We start from the raw sequence: 22,617 nt of genomic DNA, 5'->3' as shown, positions 1-22,617 counted from the left end.
CATGCGATACGTACTGCTCCACGCCGGCGCACACCTGCGCGACATGGTCCGGGTGCCGATGTACTGGGTCCCCGGGCTGCTGTTCCCGATGCTCTTCTTCCTCCTGTTCGGGCTCACCTCCGCAGGTCAACTGGCCCGCCAGGGGCTCGGCAGCGAGTACGTCGTCACCCCCTTCCTGCTCTTCACCACGCTGAACGTCACCCTCATCTCGCTCTCCGCCGGCGTCGCCGCCGACCGGGAGAACCCGTGGGAGCAGCGGTTGCGACTGCTGCCGATCGCGGTGCTGACCCGCTTCCTCGGCCGGCTGCTCTACGTCCTGGTCTTCAACGTGGTCAGCTGGTTGCCGCTGCTCGTGGTCGCCGGGCTCGCCACCGACCTGAAGCTGCCGGTGGTCATCTGGCCGCTCTGGCTGGGCGTGGTGGTGGTCGGCGCGATCCCGTTCGGGCTGCTCGGCATGGCGCTCGGCTACCGGCTGCCGGCCCCGGCCGCCGCCATGGTGTGCAACATCGTCTTCCTGATCCTGGCGTTCTGCGGCGGCCTGCTGGTGCCGGCCGAGATGCTGCCGGGCGCGGTCCAGGCCGTCGCCCCCTACCTGCCCACGCACGAATACCTGCACCTCGTCCTGAGCGCGATCGGCCGGGCCGACCAGATCACCACGCCGCCGTGGATGATCGGCCTGCTCGCCGCCTGGACCGTGCTGTTCGCGCTGGTGGCCCGGGACGGCTACCGACGCGACGAGGGAGTGCGGTACGGATGAGCCCCGCCCCCATCGCCGCCGTGTCCGATCCGGACACCCTCCAACGGGCTCCGGCAACCGAACTGGCTCCGTACGCGCTGGTCCGGATGGCCGCGGTGCCGTACCCGACGGCGCCGGCCGGGTCCGCCACGTTCCGGTCGGCGTTGGCCGAACTCGTCCAGCGCAGCGCCGAGGCGGGGGCGACGGCAGCCGGACTCAGCGACGCCCTGCACGACACGGCGACCGCACACGACCCGAGATTCCACCGCACGGTGGTGCTGCCGCTGCGCCGCGACATCCACAACGGACGGCTGCCCCGAACGACGACCCGGTCCGCGCTGGGCGACCTCGCGGAACGCGTACCCGGGCTGGATGAGTGGCTGCGCGCGCAGGACGAGATCGCCCGGCTCACCGGGACCGTCGCGGCCGCCGCGCCGGCCGCGCTCGCCGCCGAGCGGGAGGCGCTCGCCGGCATCTGCCGCCACGACGAGGTACGACGCGCCGTCACCCTGATCGGCACCGACCTGCTGCGCGGGGTGGACCGGGTCGCCGCCTCCGGCGCCCACCCGGACAGCCGGGCGCGCAAGGCCGAGCCGACGGTGCTGCGGTACGCCCTGCGGGCCTCCTCGAAAACCAGCCCACTGTCCTGGTTCACCCAGGTCGCCTGGGCCGGCTGGGCCGGTCCGGACACCGCCGAACGGGTCGACGCCGGTGCCCCGGTGGCGGTGACCGCACTGAACCGGACACCGCTGGCCGCCGTGACGGCCTCGGTGCTCGGCGCCGCGCCCCGCCGCGACCAACTGCCGCACCGCCTCGCCCCCGGCCTGCGGCTGCTCGACGGCCGGGTGGTCTTCCGACGGGATGTGCCGGTGCCCGGATCCCACCGGCTGGCCGTGCAGCGCGAGGAGGAGGTGGGGCTGGCGCACAACCGACCGCTGGACCTCGTCGTCGCGGCGGTCCGGGCCGCCGGTCCGGCCGGTGCCGCCCCGGCCGACCTCGCCGGCACACTCGCCGCCCGGTTGCCCGGCCCCGCCGAGCGGACCGGGCCGGCCGCGCTCACCTACGTACGCGGCCTGGTCGAGGCGGGTCTGCTCACTCCGGTGGCCCCGTTCGACCCCCAGCGGGCCACGGCGGTACGCGACTTCGCCGACTGGCTGGACCGGCACGACGCGACCCGGCTCGCCTCCGGCCTGCGAGACCTCCAGGCCGACGCCGACACGTTCCCCGAGCTGACCGCGACCGACCGACCGGCGGCCCTCCACCGGATCACCCAGCGGTGGCAGGTTGTCTGCGACGAGGCCGGCGTACCGGAGTCGCCGGCATCCCCGCTCACCGAAGACGTCGGCCGACGGGGCCGGATGCTGCTCGGGCCCACGCACGGCGCGGACGCCGCCGCCACCCTGCCCGAACTCGGCGCCCTGGTCGAACTCTTCGACCAGCACCTGCTGGTCCGCCGGCTGCTCCGGGACCGCTTCGTCGCCCAGTTCGGGATCGGCGGACGATGCGCCGAACTGACCGAGTTCACCGCCGACCTGACCGACATCTGGCAGGCCGCCGACCTGGTCGGGGTGGACGGCCGAATGGCCGCCTCCGGCGAGCGGCAACACCTGCTCACCGACGAACTGCGGGGGCTAGCCGAGGGACGGGCCGCACTCACCGCCGCCATCCGCGCCTGTGCCGAGCCCGGCGCACCCGAGGTGCGCCTGCACCGGCGACTGCTCACCGAGGCGGCCGAGGCAGTGCCCCGCTGGGCGTACGGGAGGCCGGCGTCATACAGCTTCTTCGTACAACCGGCGGTCACCCCGTCCGGCCCACTGCTGGCGGTCAACCACGTGTACGCCGGATTCGGCCGCTTCACCAGCCGGTTCCTGGACCTGGTGCACCCGAGCGCGGGCGCCGCCGTCGCCGCCCAGCTGCGCCGCACATTCGACCCGGCCGCCCGGCTCGCGCAGTTCCGGCCGGTCAACGGCTTCAACGCCAACCTGCACCCGCTGGTGGCACCGGACGAGGTGGTCGAGGACCCGGCGCTGGGCGGCATCGTCGCGGACGAACTGGAGCTGTGGCACCACGCCGAAACCGATCAGATCCGGCTGCGCCACCGCGGCAGCGGTCAGTTCGTCGACGTGCTGTACCTGGGGTTCCTGGTGCCGTTCGTGATGCCGGACCGGTTCGCCCCGCTCTACGGCGACCTCGGGTGCGGGATCGTCGACCTCAGTCACCTGACCACCGCGGCCACCGTCGACGGGGTGGCCGTACGGCCCCGGCTGCGCTACCGGAACGTGGTGCTGAGCCGGCGGTCGTGGACCGTACCGCCGGACCGGGTTGCCGGGTGGCGGACCGAACTCGACGCCGACGGGGAGGTGCCGGCGCTGGCCACGGCGCGCGGGCGGGCCCGCTGGGGGCTGCCCGAGCACGTCTTCCTCAGCTCCGACGGCGCGACGCTGCGGCGCCCGGAAGACCTGTTCCACTACCTCGACCGGCCCAAGCCGCAGTACGTGGACCTCGGCAACGCGTTGCACCTGCGCTGCCTGTCCCGCCTGCTGGGCCGGCACAGCTCGGCGGTGCAGATCAGCGAGGCGATGCCGGTGCCCGGCGTACAGAGCCCCACCGGACGGGTTGTCGAACTCGTCACCGAGACCTACCGGAGGGCGTCATGACCGAAGCCGGTCACCAGCACGGGCTGCCCGGCCACGTGGTCACGCCGATCGCCGCAGCTACCGCCGCCGTCGTCTGCTACTACTACGAACCGGTGAAGGCCCCGCTGCTGCGGGACGCCGTCCTGCCGGCGATCGACGCGGCCGGGCGGGAGCACCCGGACGTCTTCGCCCAGCTCGAGCGGCACTGGCGCCACGGTCCGCACCTGCGGGTGCAGTTGACCGGTGCGGCCGCGTCCGTCGACCGCGCGGCGAACCGGATGGCGCGGCGTCTCCGGGAACACCTGGCAATCCATCCCTCCACGGTGGACGTCTCGACGGACACGCTGCTGGCCCGCTCGGAGCTGGCCGGGCAGGCGGAACTCATCCCGCCGCCGTACACGCCGATCCACCCGGACAACACGGTACGGATCGAGCAGGTCGACGACGGACGCATGCTCGACCTGCTGGAAACCACCGAGGCGGTGCGCTGCCGTGCCGCGCTGCTCCGGCTCGGCCTGCCCACCGTCGGTGCCACGCTGGCCCGGCTCGGCGCCGCCGGAGACACCGCGAGCGCCCGGGTCTGGCTGACCGTCGCGGCGATGTCGGCCCACGCCGGCCAGTATCCGCTCGGGCTCGGCGACGGTCACCAGTCGTTCTTCTCCCACCTGGAGGAGTTCCTGCTCCACTCCGATCCGGAGGGCACCCTGCGGGCGCGCTACCAGCGCCAGTGGGAGCGGCACGGTGACGCGGTCACCGAAGCGGTGGCCCGGGTGGCCGGTGGCGGGGCCGCGGATCCGGCCGAGGACGCCTGGCTGGCCTGGACCAGGTCCGCGCGCACACTCGCCGAGCCGGTGTACGACCGGGGGCATCTGCCGCCCGTACCGGGCGCGGGTTATCTGACCCGGGCCCGTGGCATGGGCGACGAGAGCACCAGCCGGCGGTGGGACCCGCAGCGGCGTACGGCGTACAGCGACTACCACCAACTGCTCCAACAGATCGACTTCAACCGGGTACGGCACCAGCGGGAGTTCGTCGTCTACCGCTTCGCCACGAACGTGCTGTACCTGCTGCTCACCATCTGCGACGTCACGCCGGTCGAACGGTACCTGGCCGCGTACCTGATGAGCCGGGCCGCCGAGCGCCTCACCGGCATCACCTGGCGGGAGCGGCTGAACGGCTATCTCGCGGTCCTCGCCGCCGAGGCCCGCGACGGCAACCCCGATCGCGGCAGCGGCAGCGGCAGCGGCAGCGGCGCCATCATCGGACAGGGAGCGAAATCTTGACCGTGCACCGGCTACGGCCCACCGTGTTCGCCACCCCGATCTCCACCGGGGTGCATGTGAGGGGTTGGGCGTCGAGCTTCACGATCGAGGGCGGTGCCGGTCTCTGGCGGGTCTGGTCGGCACTCGCCGGACAACTTGCCGCGGGCGTACCCGGCGACCAGCTCGCCGCGCCAGCCGGGCTGCCACCGGAGGTACGCCGGGCGATCGAGGGCTTCCTCGACCAGCTGCACGCGCACGACCTGCTGGTCGAGGTGCCCCAGGGCTGGGGAGAGTCCGGCGTGGCGGAACTGCCGCCGAGTGGCGTGGCCCGCTGGTTGGAAGCGGTTGCCGCTTCCCCGGCGTCGACCTGGTCCCGGCTGCGGGACGTGACCGTCGAGGTCCGGGGGGCCGGACCGGTGGCCGACGCGGCGCGTCGTGCCCTCCGCGACGCCGGTGTGCGCTGCGGCGACGAGCCGTCCGGTCACGTCGAGCCAGCCGGTCACGCCGAGCCGTCCGGTCACGCCGAGCCAGCCGGTCGCGACGCCGTCGGGCAGGCGGTAGAGCTGCGGACGGTAGCGCTCTTCGCCCGTGACCGGCAGGGCCGGGTGGTCGCGGCGACCGGCGCCGGCTGCGGCGACGAGGTCGCCTTCGTGACCCCGGTGAGCACTGCGGGCCGGTTGCCGGCCGTGGTCGCCGAGCTCGCCGGTCGGCTGCGGGCCGTACCAGCCGCCGACCCGCCCGTACCCCTCGCCGCGCTGGTCGGTGGGGCGGCGGTGCACCGCCTGCTCGCCTCGGTGGGCGGCCTGCTCGACCCGGCGGAGGAGATCAAAATCGCGGACGGTCCGCCACCGGAGGAGCCGGCCGGACCGGTGCACCCCGCCGTGCTGGTCGCCCGGATGGACCCGCTGCGGGCGAGTTACCACCCGTGGCTCGGCGACGCCGGCGCCGCACCGACCGGGGTCCGGGATCGCGCCCGACGCGAACCCGCCGATGCCGGACCGGCCGCTGCCCTGCCGGCCGCTGCCCTGCCGGCCGCTGCCGTCGACCTGGCGGTCGCACTGCGCCGCCTCGACGTGCTCTGCGATCCGGAACTGGGGCTTCTGCCGCCACCCGAACCGGCGGACCTACCGCAGGTGCCGGCCGCCCTGGCCATCGCCGACAAGGTGCTCGGCATCGGCGCCACCGCCGACGCGGCCCGATTGGACGCCGGGCTCCGGGCGGCCGAACGGCTCGCCGGTGACGGTTGGGTCGTCGGGGTGGACGCCCGGCACGCCGCCGGAGTCGCACTGCGCCGTGCCGTCCACGCGGCGCGGAATTCGCTGCCCGGTGCCGACGTACCGGAATCGTCCTGGGCCGACTCGCCGGCCGCCCGCCGCTGGTGGAAGGCGTTGACCCTGCGATTCGGCATCGACGCGCGGGTACGGGTGCGCCGGCTCGCACCGACCGCGATGCACGCGGAGATCATCGCCGGTGGCACCGTCCTGGCGTGGGCCGTCGAGGCCACGGCGGCGGACGCCGTGGGACTCGCCGCGCTCGCCGCCACCGGCGTCGCCCAGGCGCGGGCAGCCGGGGTCGCGGTCACGACCGGTGGGATCACGCTCAACGGCGCGGCCCCCGGCTGGCTGCCCCCGGAACCCGACACCGGCGGCCGGTCCACACCGAACTGGCACTGGCCGGCCGGCATCGCCGAGGCCGAGGAGAAACTCCAGCGGGCACTGGAACCACTGGTGGGGCCACCACCGGAGCAGCCGCTGACGGCGATGGTCGACCCCGGGGTGCTGCGCGCCGGCTTCGCGCTGACCCGGCTGCCGACGATCGTGGGCGCCCATCCGCAGCGCGTCGCCGAGGTTGTCGAGGTGCGGTCATGACGACGGTCGCCCTGGACGCGCTCGCCCCACGCCCGATCAACGTCGACCAGGCAGGTGCCGAGGCGGAGCCGGCCCGGTCCGGGCTGGCCGCGCTGCTCACCGATGCCGGACACCCGGTGTACGACCTGACGACGGCACTCGCCGCCGAGGGCGGTACGGCGCTGGTCGCCCTGGCGCAGTGGACTCCCGAGGTGGCCGAGACGCTGTCCCGACGGGCGTGGGAGACCTCGGCCCGCTGGCTGCCTGTCTGTCTCGACGGTGGCCTGGTGCTCGTCGGTCCGATGCTGGGCCCGGGCGCGTCGACCTGCCTCGGCTGCGCCGAGTCGGCCCGGTTGACCAGCATGGGTCCGAAGGTTCCGCACGGCGTGCCCGGCCTGCGGCTCGGTGGCGTACCGGTTCCGGTGCTCGGTCCCGTACTGGTCGCGGTGGCGGCGGCGATGCTCGCCGACCCGCAGCGGTACAACGCCACCGTGGTGGCGATCCGGGCCGATCGGGCGACGTGCAGCACGCACCGGGTACGCCCGCGCGGCGGCGGCTGCCAGATCTGCGGGCCGCTGCCCGACGACCGGCCCGAGCCGGTCGAGGGCCTGACCGGCCCCCACCCGACCACGGACCCGGGTTCGCTGCGCGCCGCGAATCCGAGAACCGGCCGCCGTGGGTTGCGCGACTCCCTGTTCGACTGGCGGTACGGTCCGGTCGCCCACGTCTTCCGGGAGGAACGCCTCCCGGTGCCGCTGGTCACCGCCGAACTGGTCGGCGAGAGTGCGGTACGGGAGGGCGGCTACGGCCGCGCGGTCGGGTACGCCGAAGCCGAACGGGTCGCGCTCTTCGAGGCGGTCGAACGGCTCACCGGCATGCGTCCGCGCCGACGGCGGACGGTGGTCGAGGCATCCTTCGCCGAACTCGGTCCGGAGATCGCGGTCGACCCGGTCACGCTCGGCCCGCACGATCCGCGCTATCACGACCACCCCGCGTTCCACTTCACGGCGTACCGGCCGGACCTGCGGGTTCACTGGGTGTACGGCTGGTCGCTGCGGCACCGGCGCCCGGTCGCGGTGCCGGAACACGTGGCGTACTGGGGGCTGCCACGCGGACCTGGGCCACGGTTCCTGTACGAGAGTTCCAACGGCTGCGGCCTCGGCAACAGCCGCACCGAGGCGATCCTCTACGGGCTGTTCGAGGTTGCCGAACGAGACGCGTTCCTGATGGCCTGGTACGCCCGTACCCCGCTGCGGCGGATCGCGCTGCCCGACGACGACCCGCTCCTGCCCCACCTGGTCGACGACCTGGAGCGGATCGGGTACGAGCTGCTTCTCTTCGATGCCACCAACGACCTCGGGGTGCCGGCGGTGCTCGCGATGACGAGGTACCGGGGCGACGACGAGCGCGCTCCGGTGGCGTTCTTCGCCGCCGGGGCGCACCCGAATCCCCTGTCCGCGATGCGCTCCGCCGCCGCGGAGGCGACCGTGAACACGATGATCGCGCCGGACCTGGCCCGGTCTCGACCGGACTACCTGGACCGGGACCGGCTCCGCCCGATGCTGGACCGGCCGGAGCTGGTGCACAGCCTGGACGACCACGTCGGGCTGAACACGCTGCCGGAGGCGGCGTCCCGGCACACCTTCCTGTTCGACGGCGGCGACCCGGCCGACTGGCGGGAACTCTGGCCCGGCCTGCCGGCACCGACGCCCGACCTCGGCCGCGCGCTCGACGAGACGGTCGGCCGCCTCGGCGACCTCGGGTTGGAGGTGCTCGCGGTGGACCAGACCGATCCGGCGATCGCCGCGCGCCTCGGCCTGTACGCGGCAAAGGTGATTGTTCCGGGCACGCTCCCGATGACCTTCGGGCAGATCAACCACCGGACCCTGGGCCTGCCACGACTGCTGGAGGTGCCGTACCGGCTCGGCCGGGTGCCGGCACCGCTGCGCTACGAGGCGCTGCCCCTGCACCCGCACCCCTTCCCGTGAGGCCCGACATGTTCGACCGCTCCCCCGACACCGCCGCCCTGAGGGAGGTACTGGCCGAGGTGTACGCGCACGGCCACGGCAAGGAGGTCCGGGGCGGCGGGGCGGCATCCGTACGCACGCGCGCGACGGCGGGCGGGCACCGTTTCGCCACCGTCGGGGAGCGCGGCCCGCTGGCCGGGGCGGTGGTCCGGGTGCTCGCCACCGCGCTCGGCCCGCGCCGGTGGGAGCCGTGGAACCCGTACAACGACCACCGTGCCCATCCCTCACCCCGGTCGGCGTTCCTGGTGGACGTGTGGCTGGTGGAGCGGGGGCGGCGCTGGCGGGTGGATCCGGTACGCCGGCTGCTGAGCGGGCCGGCGGTGGAACCGGGGCTCGACAGCGGGGTTCGGCTGGAGCTGACCCGGCACCCCGAGCGGCTGACGGCCGGATACGGTCCGATGGCCGACGCCCTCGCCGTGCTGGAATCCGGTCACGTCCTCGCCGCGCTGGCCGAGGCGGCCGCCGGCCTGGGACTCGCCGCCGACATCGAGGACGACGCGCTCCTGCTCGGCCCCGTCCTCGCGGCATCCCCGGACCACGCCACACTCGGCGACGATGTGGAGGCCGACCGGGTCACCGACACCGAAAGCTGGTGGCGTCGGGCCACCGCGCCGCGAAGCTCGGGTCCGTACCCGGTCGGGGTGGCGCCCGACCCGCGCCCGCTCGCGACGCAGACCCTGCACACCCTGGCCCACGCGGCGATGCGGCCGCCACCGGGCTCACCCGCCGGGGACGGCCGGTTGCGGCACCGGCTCGCACTGAGCCGGGTCGCCGGCCATCCCGACGGCTGGTACGCCGTCGACGCTGCCGCGCACGTGGAACGACTCGTCGGCGGGGACGCGCTCGACCGGGTGCAGAGCGCCTTCAGCTACGAACGGGCCCAGGCCGACGTCGCCGCGATGCACGTGGCCTGGGTGATGACCGCCGACCTGGGTGCCTCGGCGACCACCGGCGGTGCCGCCGGCTATCGGGCGGTGCTGCGTACCGCCGGCGCGGTCGCGCAGCACGTCGCCTCGGCCGCCGCCGTCGCCGGACTCTTCTGCCGCCCGGTACGCAGTGTCTACGAGGCCCGGCTGGAGGCGGCGGCGGGCGCCCCAGCAGGGCACGACTTCGTCTACCTCCTGCTGATCGGACGCACCCGCTTCGGCGGCTTCGCCTACCGCCTCTCCGGGGAGGAACCACGATGACGGGAAACGTCACGATGACGGACGGCGCCACGAAGACGGACAGCGGCCCGGTCCCGGCGGAGTGGCTCAGCCTGCACTGCTTCGCGTACTGGCGCTCCGATCACTTCGACCGGTTCCTGGTGGAGACCGTCGCACCCCGGCTGGACGTACTCCGCGAACAGGGCCGGATCGCCGACTGGTTCTACATCAGGTACGCCGAGAGCGGCCCCCACCTGCGGCTACGACTGCTCGGGGCCGATCCGGACATCGTCGAGGCGCTGCCGGACGAGTTCCGCACCGCGATCGCCTCGGCACCGTACCCGGTGCTGGCCCTGGAAGCGCGCGACGACCTCGAACCGCACGGGACCGTACGCCGGATCGACTACCTGCCGGAGGTCGGCCGGTACGGCGGCCCGGCCGCGCTCCCGGTCGCGGAGGAGGTCTTCTGCCGTTCGAGCGAGGTGGCGGTCCGTACGGTGGCGGCCACGAACCAGCGCAGCGCACGGCTCACCGCGGCGGTCGACCTGATCACCGCGACCGCGCAGGCGTTGGAGCTGGACCGGTTGCTCGCGGCCCGTTGGCTGCGGTCCCACGCGATGAGCTGGCGTTGGGTCGACGAGGTGGTGATGCCGCCGACCGTGGCCGCCCAGGCGCGGGTCACCGGTCTCCTGACCGGACAGTCCGGCGCGATCGCCGCCCGCTGGTCGACCATCGCCGGGCTGCTGTCGGCGCCCGACGGGACTCCGGCCACCGGCTGGCCGGCTGTCGTACGGGACTGGGCCGCGACGGTACGCCGGGCCCGGCGCGGCCTGGCCGGCGAACAGGTCCACCCCTGGTTGCCGGTCTGGGCCTCGCAACTGCACATGCTGCTCAACCGTCTCGGCGTGACACCGGAGGAGGAGCGGACCCTCTGCTGGCTGGTCGCGTCGGCCACGCTGGCGCCGGACGGGGTCACACCGTTCTTCGCCGACACCTCCGAGGCACCGGACCGGCGTTACCACGAGGCGAGCAAGTTGCTGCCCGGACGCTCCGACCAGGATCCGGCGGCGAAGACACGGCCCCGGGAACGCCGCCGCGCCGCCGCCCGGTCGGTGCCGCTGCCGGCGGCGCTACCGCCCACGATGGCGCTCGGTGAGGCACTGCTGCGCCGCCGCTCCGCCCTGGGCCGACTCACCGGGCCGGTCGCCGCGCCCGACCTCGGCACACTGCTCTGGAGCTCGTACGCCGCCACCCGGACCACCGGCATCGTCCTGCCCGACGGGACCGGCATGGACCTGGTCCACCGTCCGTACCCGAGTGCGGGCGCGAGCAGCGCGGCCCGGCTGCGACTGCTCGTCTTCGACGTGCCGGGACTGCCGGCCGGCTGCTACGACGTCGACGGGGTGACCCGGTCACTCTGGCCGCTGGGTCGGGCGGCCAGCCTGGCGGAGGTGGCCAGCACCTCGGCCTGGCTCGACGATGCCGACGCTGACGCTGACTCCGGGGGCGGCCGGGTCGGCATCAGCGAACTCCCCGCCCTGCTCGGTCTCTACGTGGAACTCGGCGCGCTGCGGCCGAGGTACGGGCTGCGTGGGCTCCGCTTCGCCATCGCCGAGGCCGGGCACCTGGCCCAGAACCTGGCCCTGGTCGCGGCGGCCACCGGACTGGAGTTGAGCACGATCGGTGGCTTCTACGACGACGTGGCACACGAACTGTTCGGCCTCGACGGGGTGGACGACCTGCTCGTCTACCTCCTTCCGCTGGGGCGCGGCGGAGAGCGTCGCGCCGGCCGTGACCGGCCCGGCCCGGCCGGCGGGGTCACCGACCGACACCCGACTCCGCGGTGACGAGTCGGGCGAGCGCGGCCCGGGTACTCACCCCGAGTTTGGCGAAGATGCGGTTCAGGTGGGACTCGACCGTGCGGGGGCTGAGGAAGAGCTGGGCGGCGATCTGTGGGCTGGTCAGCCCCTCGGCCACGAGTGTGGCGATCTCCCGTTCCCGTCCGGAGAGCTGGTCCCGGGCGGCGTCGCGCGGCTGTCGGGCGCCCGCTCGGCGCTGCTCCCGTCCGACCCATTGGCTGAGCCAGGGCGCGCCGCAACCGTCGAACGCCTCACGGGCCCGCCCCAACTGGTCGCTGGCCGCCGCCCAGTCACCGGACCGGACCAGGATGTCGGCGACCACGGTCCGGGCAAGCCCCGCACCGATCGGCAGGCGCGTCGCCTCGAAATGCTCGACCGCGACCATTCCCGCCTCACGGGCCTGCGCGTACCGGCCCTCGGCCGCGTACAACACCGCCTGGGTGCGCGTCACGCAGCCGAGCTGGGCGCGGGGTGCCCCGGTCGCGGCGACGGCCGCCGCCCGCTCGTACCACTCCCAGGCTGCCGTCAGGTCGCCACAGGCCGCCTCCGCCTGCGCGCGCAACGCGTACACCGAGGGTGCGTACGGCCCCAGCCCGGTCGGGTCCGGGCTGAGTCGGCGCGCCAGCAGGTCCCGGCAGGCACGGGTCTGGTCGACGAAGAAGAGCACCTCGGCCTCGTGCTGGTCGGCGATCCCCCGCCACCACGCCGAACGGATGCTCTGCTCGCGGCGGAGCTCGGCGAGGATCGGCAGGGCCGCCTCGGGACCACGCTGCCAGAGCAGTGGCCGGGACTTCAGCGCCAGGGTGAAGGCCCGCAGTTCCGGGCTGTCGATGTGGCGGGCACTCTCCTCACCGTCCTCCACGTCGGCCAGTGCCAGGGCGGCGTCGCCGGTACGGGCGTGGATCACCGACCGCACCACGTACAGTTGCGACACCTCGTGGCCGGTACGCCCGGACGCGCGCGCCAGGCGCAGGCCCCGCTCGACATGTCGCAGCCCGTCCTCGTGCTGGTCGACCAGGTACTCGGCCCAGGCCAGTGCCGCCACCACGCCCAGGTCGCCGCGAAGTTCCACGTCGGTCAGCGCGTCGGTGCCCCGACGCGCCCGCTCCAGCAACTCGAACCCCCGGCCGAACCGGCACTGGTACAGCTCACTCAGCGCGAGCAGCGTGGTCGCGGTGACGGAGATGGCGGATCGGGTGTCGTCGCCGGCCAGGGCCAACGCCTGGCTGCTCCGCTCGACCCCGGCGTCCCAGTTGCCCTGCAACATCTCGGTGGCGGCGAACTCCACCAGCAGTCCGGCGCGGGCGTGACTGCGGTCGGCGTCGGCGCGGACCAGTGCGGCACCGAGCAGCGCCCGGGCCTCGGCCAGTCGACCGACCGCCCGTTCGGTGACCGCCAGCAGTTCGACCGCGCGATATCGGAGCGTGCTCGCCCCGGCGACCAGTGAATGCAGGATCTCCCGGGCCTCGTCGAGCCGTCCGGTCCTGATCAGCGCTTCGGCCAGCAGCAACCGCAGCTCCGCCCGCCGCTCGGCGAGCGCCGGACCGTCCGGCAGGACCCGCAGCGCGGGCCGCAGCCAGCAGACCGCCGTCGCCGGCGCGGTCTCCAGGGTCGCGGCGGCGGCCGTGGCGAGCAGTTCCGCACCGGCCAGGTCGCCGGGGCGTACCGCGTGTTGCAGGTGCTCGGCGCGCTGGTAGAGCGGCGCTCCCTGCCGGGTCAGGTAGACGACCGCCCGGCCGTGTGCGGCGGCCCGCCAGGCCGGGCCGGCCATCCGGTAGGCGGCGGCCCGGACCAGCGGATGTCGGAAGGTCAACTCTCCGTTGACGACCCGGAGCAGGTCACGGCGCACGAGTTCGTCGAGCGCGGCGGCGGCTTCCTCCTCGGTCGTACCGGCCGCCGCCGCGACGAGCGCCACGTCGAGCTCGGCACCGGTCAGTGCCGCCGCGTGTACGACCCGCCGGGGCAACCCGTCCAGGGCCTGTAGGTCGCGGGCGATCAGGACGTCCAGGCCGATCGCCGCCGGGCCTATCGCCGCCGGGCCGGACTCTCCGGTGGTCGGGGTCCGGCCCAGCTCGTGCACGATCGGGCCGGGTAGCTGGTTCAGGATCTCCAGATAGAGCGGATTGCCGCCGCCGGCCCGGTACAGCCGGCGCCGGTACGCGGCCGGTCGGTCGGCGAGCAGCAGGTCGGCGTCGGCGGGCGAGAGTGGACCGAGCGGCATCCGGACCACCTGTGCCGGGGTGGTGTCGAGCGAGCGGTGCAGCTCGGCCGGCAGCCGGCCGGTACGGGCGGCGAGGACGGTGACCACGGCGGCCCTCGGCGGATGCCGGACCAGGTAGTCGATCAGTGCCGTCGAGGCGTCGTCGGCCCATTGCACGTCGTCGAGGAGCAGGAGCAGCGGCGTGGTCGCCGCGGTCGTCTCCAACGCGGTTCGGATCTTGCGGAAGAGCAGGTGCCGTTCGAGGCCGGCTGCCGGCCCGGCGCCGCTGACCGCCGCGTCGGGCGTGGTCGGCCCGATCCGGGCGGTGAGGGCAACCCGCAGCCGTCCGGCGGGTCGGGCCAGGCCGGGGTGCCGGTCCGCGTCTTCGAGGAGGTCCAGTACCAGCGCCAGCGGGGCGCTGCGCTCGAACTCGGTGGCGCGGCCGAGCAGCGCCGGTCGGTCGGTGGCCGCCGTGGCGAAGGCGGCGAGCAGCTGTGACTTGCCCATGCCCGGATCCCCGGTGAGCACAACGAAGACCGGCTCCCCGGTGCCGGTCAGCAACCGGCGCATCCGGTCCATCTCGGGCTCTCGTCCGAGCAGTCGGGGGCGGGCGTCGGCGACCGGTTTCGGGGCAATCATGTGCAGGACCTCCCGGCGATGATCACGTTCGGCGCCGAGCCAATCACATGCCGGCAACTGCGCACCATGGGCGAAAGGACGACGTACGGCGGAAAGCCGATATTCGGCCCGGAGTACGCCAAGTCACGGGACCTCAGCCGCCGCGACGGCCCCCTGCCGCCCTCGGAGTACCGTGTCGGCAATGCGTCGGAACCGGCACAAACTGATCTTGGGTGTGCTGCTCCCCGCCCTGGTGACGGCGGCTTGCGCGGCACCGCCGGCCTCGCCGGCACCCGGCGTCACCGCCCCGACCCCGCCGCCGGCACCGGCTGCCACCAGCACCGGCCCGCCACCGGAGTTCGTCGCCAGCGTCGCACCCGTCACCGGTGCCGACGTCGCCCAGAGCTGGCGCCCCGGCTGCCCGGTCGGCCCGAACCAGCTCGACCTGCTCACACTGAGCTACTGGGGATTCGACGCGCAGCCGCACACCGGCACGATCGTGGTGAACCGGACGGTCGCCAAGGACGTGGTCACCGTCTTCCGTTCGCTGTACGACCAACGATTCCCGATCCGGCGGATGACCCCGGTCGACGCGTACGGCGGGGACGACGACCGGTCGATGGCCGACGACAACACCTCCGGCTTCAACTGTCGTGCGGCGGTGGCCACCGGTCCGACGAAGTGGTCCGCGCACGCGTACGGACAGGCGATCGACATCAACCCGGTGGAGAACCCGTACCTGGTCGACGGTGCGGTGCTGCCACCGGCCGGCGCCGCGTACGCCGATCGCGACCGCGACCACCCGGGCCTCGCGGTGCCCGACGGCCCACTGGTCAGGGCGTTCGCGGCGGTCGGCTGGTCCTGGGGTGGCGACTTCCGGGCGCCGGACTACCAACATTTCAGCAGCACCGGCGGCTGATCCGGGTCACCCCAGGGGTGGGGCCAACGGCCAGCCACCGGCCAGCAGTTCGTCGCAGGCCGACAGCGCGGCGGCGAGCCGGACGTCGGGCGGCCCGGCCAGTTCCCGCACCGGTACACCGCTGTCCCCCAGCACCTCCCGGAACCGTCCGGTCATCCAGCCGCGCAGGTGCTCCCCGTCCCGCAGGCCGTCGTCCTCGAACGGCACCCCCGCGTGGTCGGTGAGCAGGTAGAGATCCGGGCGCCGGGCGGCGGCGACGGTCGCCGCCGACGGGGCGCCGAGATAACGCTCCTCCCACACGGCGGTGGCCCGGGAGTCGGTGTCGCCGACCAGGATCGGTCCCCCGCACCGGGCCGCCTCGTCCTCGGCCCGGTTCTGCGTCCCGGCGACCTCGGCGAAGTCCTCTGGCGACCAGGTCACGTCGAAGACGGTCGCGGCCGGGTCGGTACGCCGCAGCACCGCGAGCTTGCGTGCGGTCAGCTCACGACCGAACTCCGGCACCCAACGGGTCCGCGACCACGGACCCCCGCGCCCCCGCAACGCCTCCGCCAGGTCCCGGGCGAGCGTGGTGGTGCCGGTCGACTCCGCGCCGACCACCACCACCCGGCGGGTGAACCAGGCCCGCACCGGCGGCGCCAGATGCTGCCAGTACGCCACCGGATCCGCCCGCACCCCGGTGCCGGAGACCGGGACCGTGCCACGCGCCGGGTCCACGCAGACGTGACTGGCGCCGAACCGTCGGGCCAGCTCGTCGCCGTACGACTCGGAGCTGAAGACGGCGTCGACCGGGGCGTCGAGCGCACTGCGGAAGACGGCGCAGTGCGCGTCCCAGGCCAGCGGGTCGGTGTAGTCGACCGGGTGGTCGTCGAGCACACCGGCGAACCGTACCCAGGGCGTCGCCGCGTGCACCTCGCGCAGCCAGTCGAGCCGCAGGTCGAGCGGGATCGACTCGACGCTCGCCGGGGCCACCACCACGGTCAGCCGGTCACAGGCCGCAGCGGCGGTGGCGATCAGGTGGTGGTGACCGGCGTGCGGCGGGTAGAACTTCCCCACCACCAACCCGTGTACGAAACGACGGGGCACGCTCACCCGCTCACCGACGCGGCCAGGGATTCACTGCCTCTCGGCTCGCCACGCAGATCGGCCCGCCAGGCCCGCCAACCGAGCGCGCAGAGACCGAGGAAGCCGACGTACAGGATCGCGGTCAACCACAGGCCCTTGTAGCCGTAGAGCGGGATGTAGACCAGGTCGGCGGCGGCCCAGAACCACCAGCTCTCCACCAGCTTGCGGGCCTGGCCGTACGTCGCCAGCAGCGACAGTGCGGTGGTGGCCGCATCCGGCAACGGCACCGTCGAGGCGGTGAACCGCTCGAGGAAGAACCAGAGCGCACCGGTGAGCGCGACCCCGGCGACCCCCAGCGCGACCCACTCGGCCCCGGACGTCCTGCGTACCGGCAACGGGGTGTGGTCGACACCGCGCGCCGTCCACCGCCACCAGCCGTAGCCACCGAGCAGCACGTAGACGGTCTGCAGCCCGGCGTCGGCGTAGAGCCCGGCGGACCAGAAGACCACCATCAGCAGCAGTACGTTGAGGATGCCGACCGGCCAGTTGGCGACGTGTTGCCGGACGACGAGCAGCACGCAGAGCATCCCGGTGGCGAAGCCGAGCAGTTCCGCCCAGGACGTCGGGGCGCCGAACGTGGTCACCGCCGGTGAGTTGAGCCAGTCCAGCATCGATCCCGTCCGTTCGCTCGGCAGTCGGCTCACGCTAACGGAGGTCGTGGCGGTGCGGCGGGCGAGGGCGTCGGTCCACACGCATCACCGCATGACGTCGCTACCGGTCGCGGTGTTCGTGACCGGGTCGGGTCGTGTCCCACCGGTGTCCGGCCGTGTCCGTACGGCACCGCGGGTCAGCGTGTGGAAGCCGATGCCGAGCGCCGCCACGACGAGTGCGTTCCGGATGACCAGCAGCGCTGTGCCCGGCCAGTCGGGATCCGTCGACACCTGTGCGTAGAACCACGGGAAGAGGGCACTGGTCAACGCGGTCGCGACCATGACCAGGGCGCACGCGACGCGTTGCGTGGTGTCCCGGCGGGTAAGGCAGACCGCCGCCAGACCGATCAGCCAGAGCATGTACTGCGGGGAGAAGACGCGGCTGGTCACCACTGTCATCAGGATCGCGAGGAGGGCGATGTCGAAGCCGACGGTGCTGCTCCAGACGAGTCGCCGTCCCATGGCGAGCCACCAGAGGCCCAGGAAGCCCAGTCCGAGCAGGGTCAGGACGAGAAGCCCGACTGTCGCGGGTCGTACGAACGGGTGGTCGACGAACTCCATCGCGCCGTAGACGTACCGGATGTCGATGGTGTGGTCGCCGAGGCGGGCCAGGACCAGTGGGGTGGCGCCGACCGATTCGATCTGGAGGCCACGGCCCGCCTGGTTGCCGGTGAAACCGGACCAGGCCTCGGTGAAGGCGAGCGTGAGGACACCGCCCAGCACCGCGAGCGTCACGGCGAAGCCGGAAAGCACGGGCCGGAGACCGGCGAACGGCCTGGCGCTGATCAGCAGCACCGCCGGCCAGACCTTGATCAGAGCGCCGATACCCAGAACGGCACCGGCGACCACCTGGCGTCGGACGGTGGCGGCGAGCGCGACAACGGCGGACGCGGTGGCGAAGATGTCGTACCGGGCGTACGTCAGCAGGTTGAGCAGCGGGACGACCACGGCCCAGGCCCAGGCGCCGAGGAGTAGCCCCTCGCCGCGGGCGAGTCGGAGCAGGGTGAGCAGGACCAGCAGGTCGGCGACGAGTGCCAGGGTGAAGAACGTGATCTCGTACGAGTGGACCGAGTCCCCCGCGATGTGGCGCAGCGACCGGAAGAGCGCGGCGGCGCCGGGCGGATACTGCCACATCGGGTCGTCAGGGGGGATCTGCCAGTGCAGCAGCGCGTCGCTCCAGCGATGGTAGAGCGCCACGTCGGCGAAGACGTTCCCGACCGGGGCCTTGATGACGTTCGCGTAGATCAGGACGAACACTGCCCGGGTGGCGATCCAGACCCCGACCACACCGGCTGTCGACCACAGCCGGCTTCTACCGTGCGACTCTCCACCCGCGCGACCGGTTGTCGGCACCCGCCCCACCCATCCGTCAAGGTAAATGTCGGCGGACAGATTGTAGACCGGGCGCAGGGTTCAGCCATCCCTCCCGACAGGACCGCTCTCGCCGCCGTTACGACGTTGGACGGAGCGCGTACGTGGAACTTCCGTCAGGTGTCCGGTGCTGTCGATCGAGGCCGGCGGATACGGTGCAGCGACCCGGAATAGATGTTGGCGGATCACTTCCTGCCCCCGCTGGAGTTGGCCGGGCGGATTCCACTCCGAGCACCGCCAGACAGTCGCGTGCCGGCGTCGTACCGGCACCTGAAAGGTGAGGTGAAGCTTGTGAGACGCTGGAGAGCAACGCTCGCGGTGGCGGGCCTGGCGGCGAGTCTGCTGGTCGCCGGACCGGTCCCGGCCGCACTGGCCGACAACGCGCCGCTGCCGGAGCCGAAGGTTCATCCGATCCAGGTCACCGGCCCGGCCACCGAACGACTCAACCTGGTCATCATGGGTGACGGCTACCAGGCGGACCAGCAGAGCCTCTTCTTCGCCGACGTGGACCGCAACCTCGCCGTCATGTGGGCCACCGAGCCGTTCCGCTCCTACCGCGACTACATCAACGTGTACGCGGTCGAGCTCGCCTCCATCGACTACGGCGTCCGCTGCGACCCGGACGGGCGGGTCCGGAACCCGGACGGAACGATCCGGGACACCGGTGAGCGCGAGGGTCCGATCGACGCGAAGAACACCGCCCTGCGGATGATCTACCAGAACGGCTGTGCCGACCCGCTCTCCCGGGGAACGGTCTACGGCGGAGCGCCGCTGAACTGCCAGAGCTACGCCGGCTACTACCCGGAGGGGGTGAACCCCTGCGAGACCGGCAACCAGGCCCACAACCGGATCATGGACAGGTACGTCACCCCCGTGCTGGGCCTGCCCCGCACGGCGCAGAACGTGCAGTCGCTCGCCATCTTCAACACGTTCACGTACGGCGGGATCGGCGGCACGAACGCGACCACCTCCGGCGGCTCGCCGCAGGGTCCACTGATCTCACTGCACGAGCTGGGACACTCGCTCGGCACCCTGGCCGACGAGTACCCGTACAGCTCCCGTGACGTGATCCGGAACTGCTACACCGGCAACGAGCCGAGCAGCTTCCACCACACCACCTACTCGGACGAGCGGCAGATGATCGCCGACCAGCACAAGTGGTTCCGCTGGTTGGGCGAGGAAAGCCTCTCCGGTGGCACGATCGGGTTGCACGAGGGCGGCGGCACGTACCCCTGCGGCCAGCGTCGTCCGAGCGAGCACTCGATGATGCGGTGGATCGGGTTCGACCTGGACCAGATCGGCCGGGAGAACATGGTGGCCCGGATCACCGGGATGCGCAACGCCGGTCAGATGAACATGGGGCAGGCGCCGCTCGGCACCGTACCCGGCGACGGCGTGCTCTGGGTCGAGACCGGACAACCGCGCTACCACGAGCTCCAGGTGACCTGGCGGATCGGTGGGGCCGACGGCCCCGTACTGGACACCCGGAACAGCCGCAGCCTCGACCTGGACCCGCTCGATCTGCCCGCCGGCACGGTGGTGCACGTCGAGGTACGCGACCCGGTGGGTCCGGACGGCATCGACTGGGTACGGAACCCGTCGACGAACAACACCGCCTCGGACTCCGGCTACAACGGACCCCGGTTCGTGCAGACCCGGGAGTGGACGGTCGGAGACACCACCGCCGTACCGTCGGCCCCCGAGGCGGACATCACCTCGGCGACGATCACCACCCAGCCGGTCGCCGGCGACGAGGTCGTCTTCGTGGAGACCAACCACCCGACCGACCGGATCGTCGACGTCTCCTGGTCGCTCAACGGGAAGGCGTTGCCGAACCCGAGCAACAGCCGGATCCTCGACCTCGCTGCACTGAAGCTGGCCCCCGGCACCCACAAGCTGAGTGCGCGGGTGACCGACCCGGCCGACCCGGGCGGCGTCTCCGACCAGATCGAATGGACCGTCGACAACGCCCTGCCGACCGCGCCCCGGACGCTGTCGGCGCCGCTGACCCGGCTGCCCGGCGCAGTGGAGCACCCGGTCTACTTCGACGGCTGGGACATGTGGCTGGACCCGCAGGACAACCAGGCCGGCTACGACGAGAAGCGGTACGTCGTCGGTCAGCTCCGGTTGGACAACGACGGCTGGTTCAACTACTTCGGCTTCCCGGAACAGCCGATGCCCTCCTCGCCGTTCCAGTTCCGCCACTCCGGGACGAGCGTGAAGGCGCTGACGTACGGCAACCTCGGCACCGGCGGGCTCTCCCGGGCCACGTTCGAGCAGACCCTGCCGGACGACCACCCGAGCGGCGGCTTCGTACCGGGCTTCGGCACGCACCTGGTCGAGCACCGGGCGATCGACCCGGCCGGCAACATCGGTACGCCCGAGAGCTACCGGGCCACCGTGTTGCCCGGCTCCTCCCCCGCCTGCACCACCACCCTGACCGGGCGGCAGTCGCGGGTGGTCGTCGAGCAGGGCGTCACCTGTCTGACGAACGCCCAGGTCAACGGCGCGGTGACGGTACGTGCCGGCGCGTCCCTGGTGGTCCGGGACAGCTCGATCAACGGGACGCTGGTGTCGGCCGGTGCGCAGGCCGTGCAGATGTTCGGCTCCACCCTGAACGGGGCGGCCCAGATCACCGGGACCACGCGTGACGTGACCATCGCCGGGAGCACGTTCAACGGCGCGGTCGCGCTGTCGAACAACACCCAGGTCTCGGCGAACGAGCGGTACAGCCGGCTGGCGGGCGCGTACGGGCCGCTGCTGGTGGGCAACCGGCTCAACGGGGCGTTGAGCTGCTCGGGCAACAGCGCCCAGGTCAAGGACTTCGGTGCGCCGAACAAGGTGAACGGCGCCCGCAGCGGTGACTGCGCGAAGCTCTGAGCCCGTCGTGATCGCACGTTGACAGGTGGTGGGCCGGCCGGGCGCCGGCCCACCACTCGTTTCGGCCGGGTGTCCACGCCTGCCGGTACGGGACGGATCGATCACGACTGAGGTAACGTCTGCGGCTGTGGGCAGCCCCTTTCACGTGTCGCTGGACGAGCTACGCCTCCGTACGAGCGAGAAGTGGCGGCGGTACCCGTCGGACGTGCTCCCACTCTGGGTCGCGGAGATGGACGTACCCCTGGCCGAACCGGTCGTCCGGGCGCTCACCACCGCCATCGCGCTCGGCGACACCGGGTATCCGCACGGCACCGGCTACGCGGAGGCACTCGCCGGCTTCGCCACCGAACGGTGGGGCTGGACGCCCGAGATCGCACACACCACGGTCGTACCGGACGTGATGATGGGCATCGTCGAAGTACTCAAGCTGGTCACCGGTGACGGCGACGCGGTGGTGGTCAGTCCCCCGGTCTACCAGCCCTTCTACCAGTTCCTGCGCAGCCTGGACCGGCGGATCGTCGAGGCCCCGCTGGACGCGCGGCACCGGCTCGACCCGGAGGCCCTCGACCGGGCGTTCGCCGACGCCGTGGCCGGCGGGCGGCGCGCCGCCTACCTGCTCTGCAGCCCGCACAATCCGACCGGAACGGTGCACACCCGCGAGGAGTTGACCACGGTCGCCGAGTTGGCCGAGCGGCACGGCGTACGGGTCGTGGCGGACGAGATCCACGCGCCGCTGGTGTACGCGGGCGCGACGTTCGTCCCGTACCTGTCAGTGCCGGCCGCGGCGAACGCCTTCGCGCTGCTCTCGGCGTCGAAGGCGTGGAACCTGGCCGGGCTCAAGGCGGCGGTGGCGGTGGCCGGACCGGAGGCGGCGGTCGACCTGGCACGGATGCCGCCGGAGGTCGGCGACGGCCCCAGCCACCTCGGCGTCATCGCCCACAGCGCGGCGTTACGACTCGGCGGCGCCTGGCTGGACGGCCTGCTGGCGGGCCTCGACGACAATCGGCGGCTCCTCGGCGAACTACTCGCCGAGGAGCTTCCGCTGGTTCGGTACCGGCCGCCGGACGGCACCTACCTGGCCTGGCTGGACTGCCGGGCCCTGGGTCTGCCCGCCGACCCGGCGGAGGTGTTCCTGGCACAGGGCCGGGTGGCGTTCGTGCCCGGACCCGCCTTCGGCACCGGAGGCACCGGCCATGTCCGGTTCAACCTCGCCACCTCCCCGGAGATCATTACCGAGGCGGTGCGTCGGATGGCCACCGCCGTACGTTGACCGGGCCAGGAGACACAACACCCGCCAGGAGCACCGTCAGCGGCGGCGGGCATCGACGGCTCACCGCGTCACTGT

General features: G+C 73.0%; 14 protein-coding genes. 10 read left to right on the top strand and 4 right to left on the bottom strand.

Annotated elements, in window-relative coordinates; genetic code table 11:
- Position 1 precedes the first annotated feature (1 nt).
- Genes BDK92_RS31835 through BDK92_RS31805 form a run of 7 tightly spaced genes read left to right on the top strand, consistent with a single transcriptional unit; the run spans position 2 to position 11,500 of the window.
- A complete protein-coding gene (locus tag BDK92_RS31835; RefSeq protein ID WP_170208761.1) occupies positions 2-757 on the top strand; it encodes an ABC transporter permease in 756 nt (251 codons plus the stop codon).
- Positions 754-3,393 carry a lantibiotic dehydratase gene (locus BDK92_RS31830; protein ID WP_121160064.1) on the top strand — a complete coding sequence of 880 codons (2,640 nt, stop codon included), beginning with the start codon at positions 754-756 and terminating at the stop codon, positions 3,391-3,393. Before BDK92_RS31835 ends, BDK92_RS31830 begins: the two co-directional genes overlap by 4 nt.
- The gene (locus BDK92_RS31825; RefSeq protein WP_121160063.1) at positions 3,390-4,655 is read left to right on the top strand and encodes a lantibiotic dehydratase C-terminal domain-containing protein; all 1,266 of its coding nucleotides are present in this window, start codon (positions 3,390-3,392) and stop codon (positions 4,653-4,655) included. Before BDK92_RS31830 ends, BDK92_RS31825 begins: the two co-directional genes overlap by 4 nt.
- On the top strand, positions 4,652-6,502 hold the full coding sequence (locus tag BDK92_RS31820) for a hypothetical protein (RefSeq protein WP_147457191.1): 1,851 nt from the start codon (positions 4,652-4,654) through the stop codon (positions 6,500-6,502). The genes BDK92_RS31825 and BDK92_RS31820 overlap by 4 nt, the downstream gene beginning before the upstream one ends.
- On the top strand, positions 6,499-8,469 hold the full coding sequence (locus BDK92_RS31815) for a TOMM precursor leader peptide-binding protein (RefSeq protein ID WP_121160061.1): 1,971 nt from the start codon (positions 6,499-6,501) through the stop codon (positions 8,467-8,469). The genes BDK92_RS31820 and BDK92_RS31815 overlap by 4 nt, the downstream gene beginning before the upstream one ends.
- A gap of 8 nt (positions 8,470-8,477) precedes the next feature.
- Complete coding sequence (locus BDK92_RS31810) at positions 8,478-9,695, top strand: hypothetical protein (protein WP_121160060.1); 1,218 nt, start codon at positions 8,478-8,480, stop codon at positions 9,693-9,695.
- Positions 9,692-11,500: a thiopeptide-type bacteriocin biosynthesis protein gene (locus BDK92_RS31805; RefSeq protein ID WP_121160059.1), complete on the top strand. Its 1,809-nt coding sequence runs from the start codon at positions 9,692-9,694 to the stop codon at positions 11,498-11,500. The genes BDK92_RS31810 and BDK92_RS31805 overlap by 4 nt, the downstream gene beginning before the upstream one ends.
- On the opposite strand, the gene BDK92_RS31800 is transcribed toward BDK92_RS31805, so the two are convergent.
- Entirely contained in the window at positions 11,472-14,351 is a 2,880-nt protein-coding gene (locus BDK92_RS31800; protein ID WP_121160058.1) for an AAA family ATPase, read from the bottom strand. The genes BDK92_RS31805 and BDK92_RS31800 overlap by 29 nt on opposite strands.
- A gap of 181 nt (positions 14,352-14,532) precedes the next feature.
- Here BDK92_RS31800 and BDK92_RS31795 point away from each other — a divergent pair, with 181 nt between their 5' ends.
- On the top strand, positions 14,533-15,249 hold the full coding sequence (locus BDK92_RS31795; protein ID WP_121160057.1) for a M15 family metallopeptidase: 717 nt from the start codon (positions 14,533-14,535) through the stop codon (positions 15,247-15,249).
- 6 nt (positions 15,250-15,255) lie between these two features.
- Here the strand turns inward: BDK92_RS31795 and BDK92_RS31790 are convergent, their stop codons facing one another.
- The 3 genes from BDK92_RS31790 to BDK92_RS31780 form a co-directional block, all read right to left on the bottom strand.
- The gene (locus BDK92_RS31790; RefSeq protein WP_246017358.1) at positions 15,256-16,338 is read right to left on the bottom strand and encodes an AAA family ATPase; all 1,083 of its coding nucleotides are present in this window, start codon (positions 16,336-16,338) and stop codon (positions 15,256-15,258) included.
- The gene (pnuC, locus tag BDK92_RS31785; protein WP_121162761.1) at positions 16,335-16,982 is read right to left on the bottom strand and encodes a nicotinamide riboside transporter PnuC; all 648 of its coding nucleotides are present in this window, start codon (positions 16,980-16,982) and stop codon (positions 16,335-16,337) included. Before pnuC ends, BDK92_RS31790 begins: the two co-directional genes overlap by 4 nt.
- 84 nt (positions 16,983-17,066) lie before the next feature.
- Positions 17,067-18,308, bottom strand: coding sequence for a glycosyltransferase 87 family protein (locus tag BDK92_RS31780; RefSeq protein ID WP_121160056.1), 1,242 nt, complete (start codon positions 18,306-18,308; stop codon positions 17,067-17,069).
- A 375-nt stretch (positions 18,309-18,683) separates the two neighbouring features.
- Between BDK92_RS31780 and BDK92_RS31775 the strand changes: the two genes are divergently transcribed.
- Together BDK92_RS31775 and BDK92_RS31770 are read left to right on the top strand one after the other, a co-directional pair.
- Positions 18,684-21,272: a M64 family metallopeptidase gene (locus BDK92_RS31775; RefSeq protein ID WP_211349438.1), complete on the top strand. Its 2,589-nt coding sequence runs from the start codon at positions 18,684-18,686 to the stop codon at positions 21,270-21,272.
- Positions 21,273-21,372: 100 nt separating this feature from the next.
- Positions 21,373-22,542, top strand: coding sequence for a MalY/PatB family protein (locus tag BDK92_RS31770; protein WP_211349703.1), 1,170 nt, complete (start codon positions 21,373-21,375; stop codon positions 22,540-22,542).
- Positions 22,543-22,617 lie beyond the last annotated feature (75 nt).

Origin of the sequence: Micromonospora pisi (genome assembly GCF_003633685.1) — a bacterium.
GTDB lineage: Bacteria > Actinomycetota > Actinomycetes > Mycobacteriales > Micromonosporaceae > Micromonospora_G > Micromonospora_G pisi.
The sequence above is the reverse complement of the archived record's forward strand: the minus strand, read 5'-3'. Positions and strand labels throughout refer to the sequence as shown.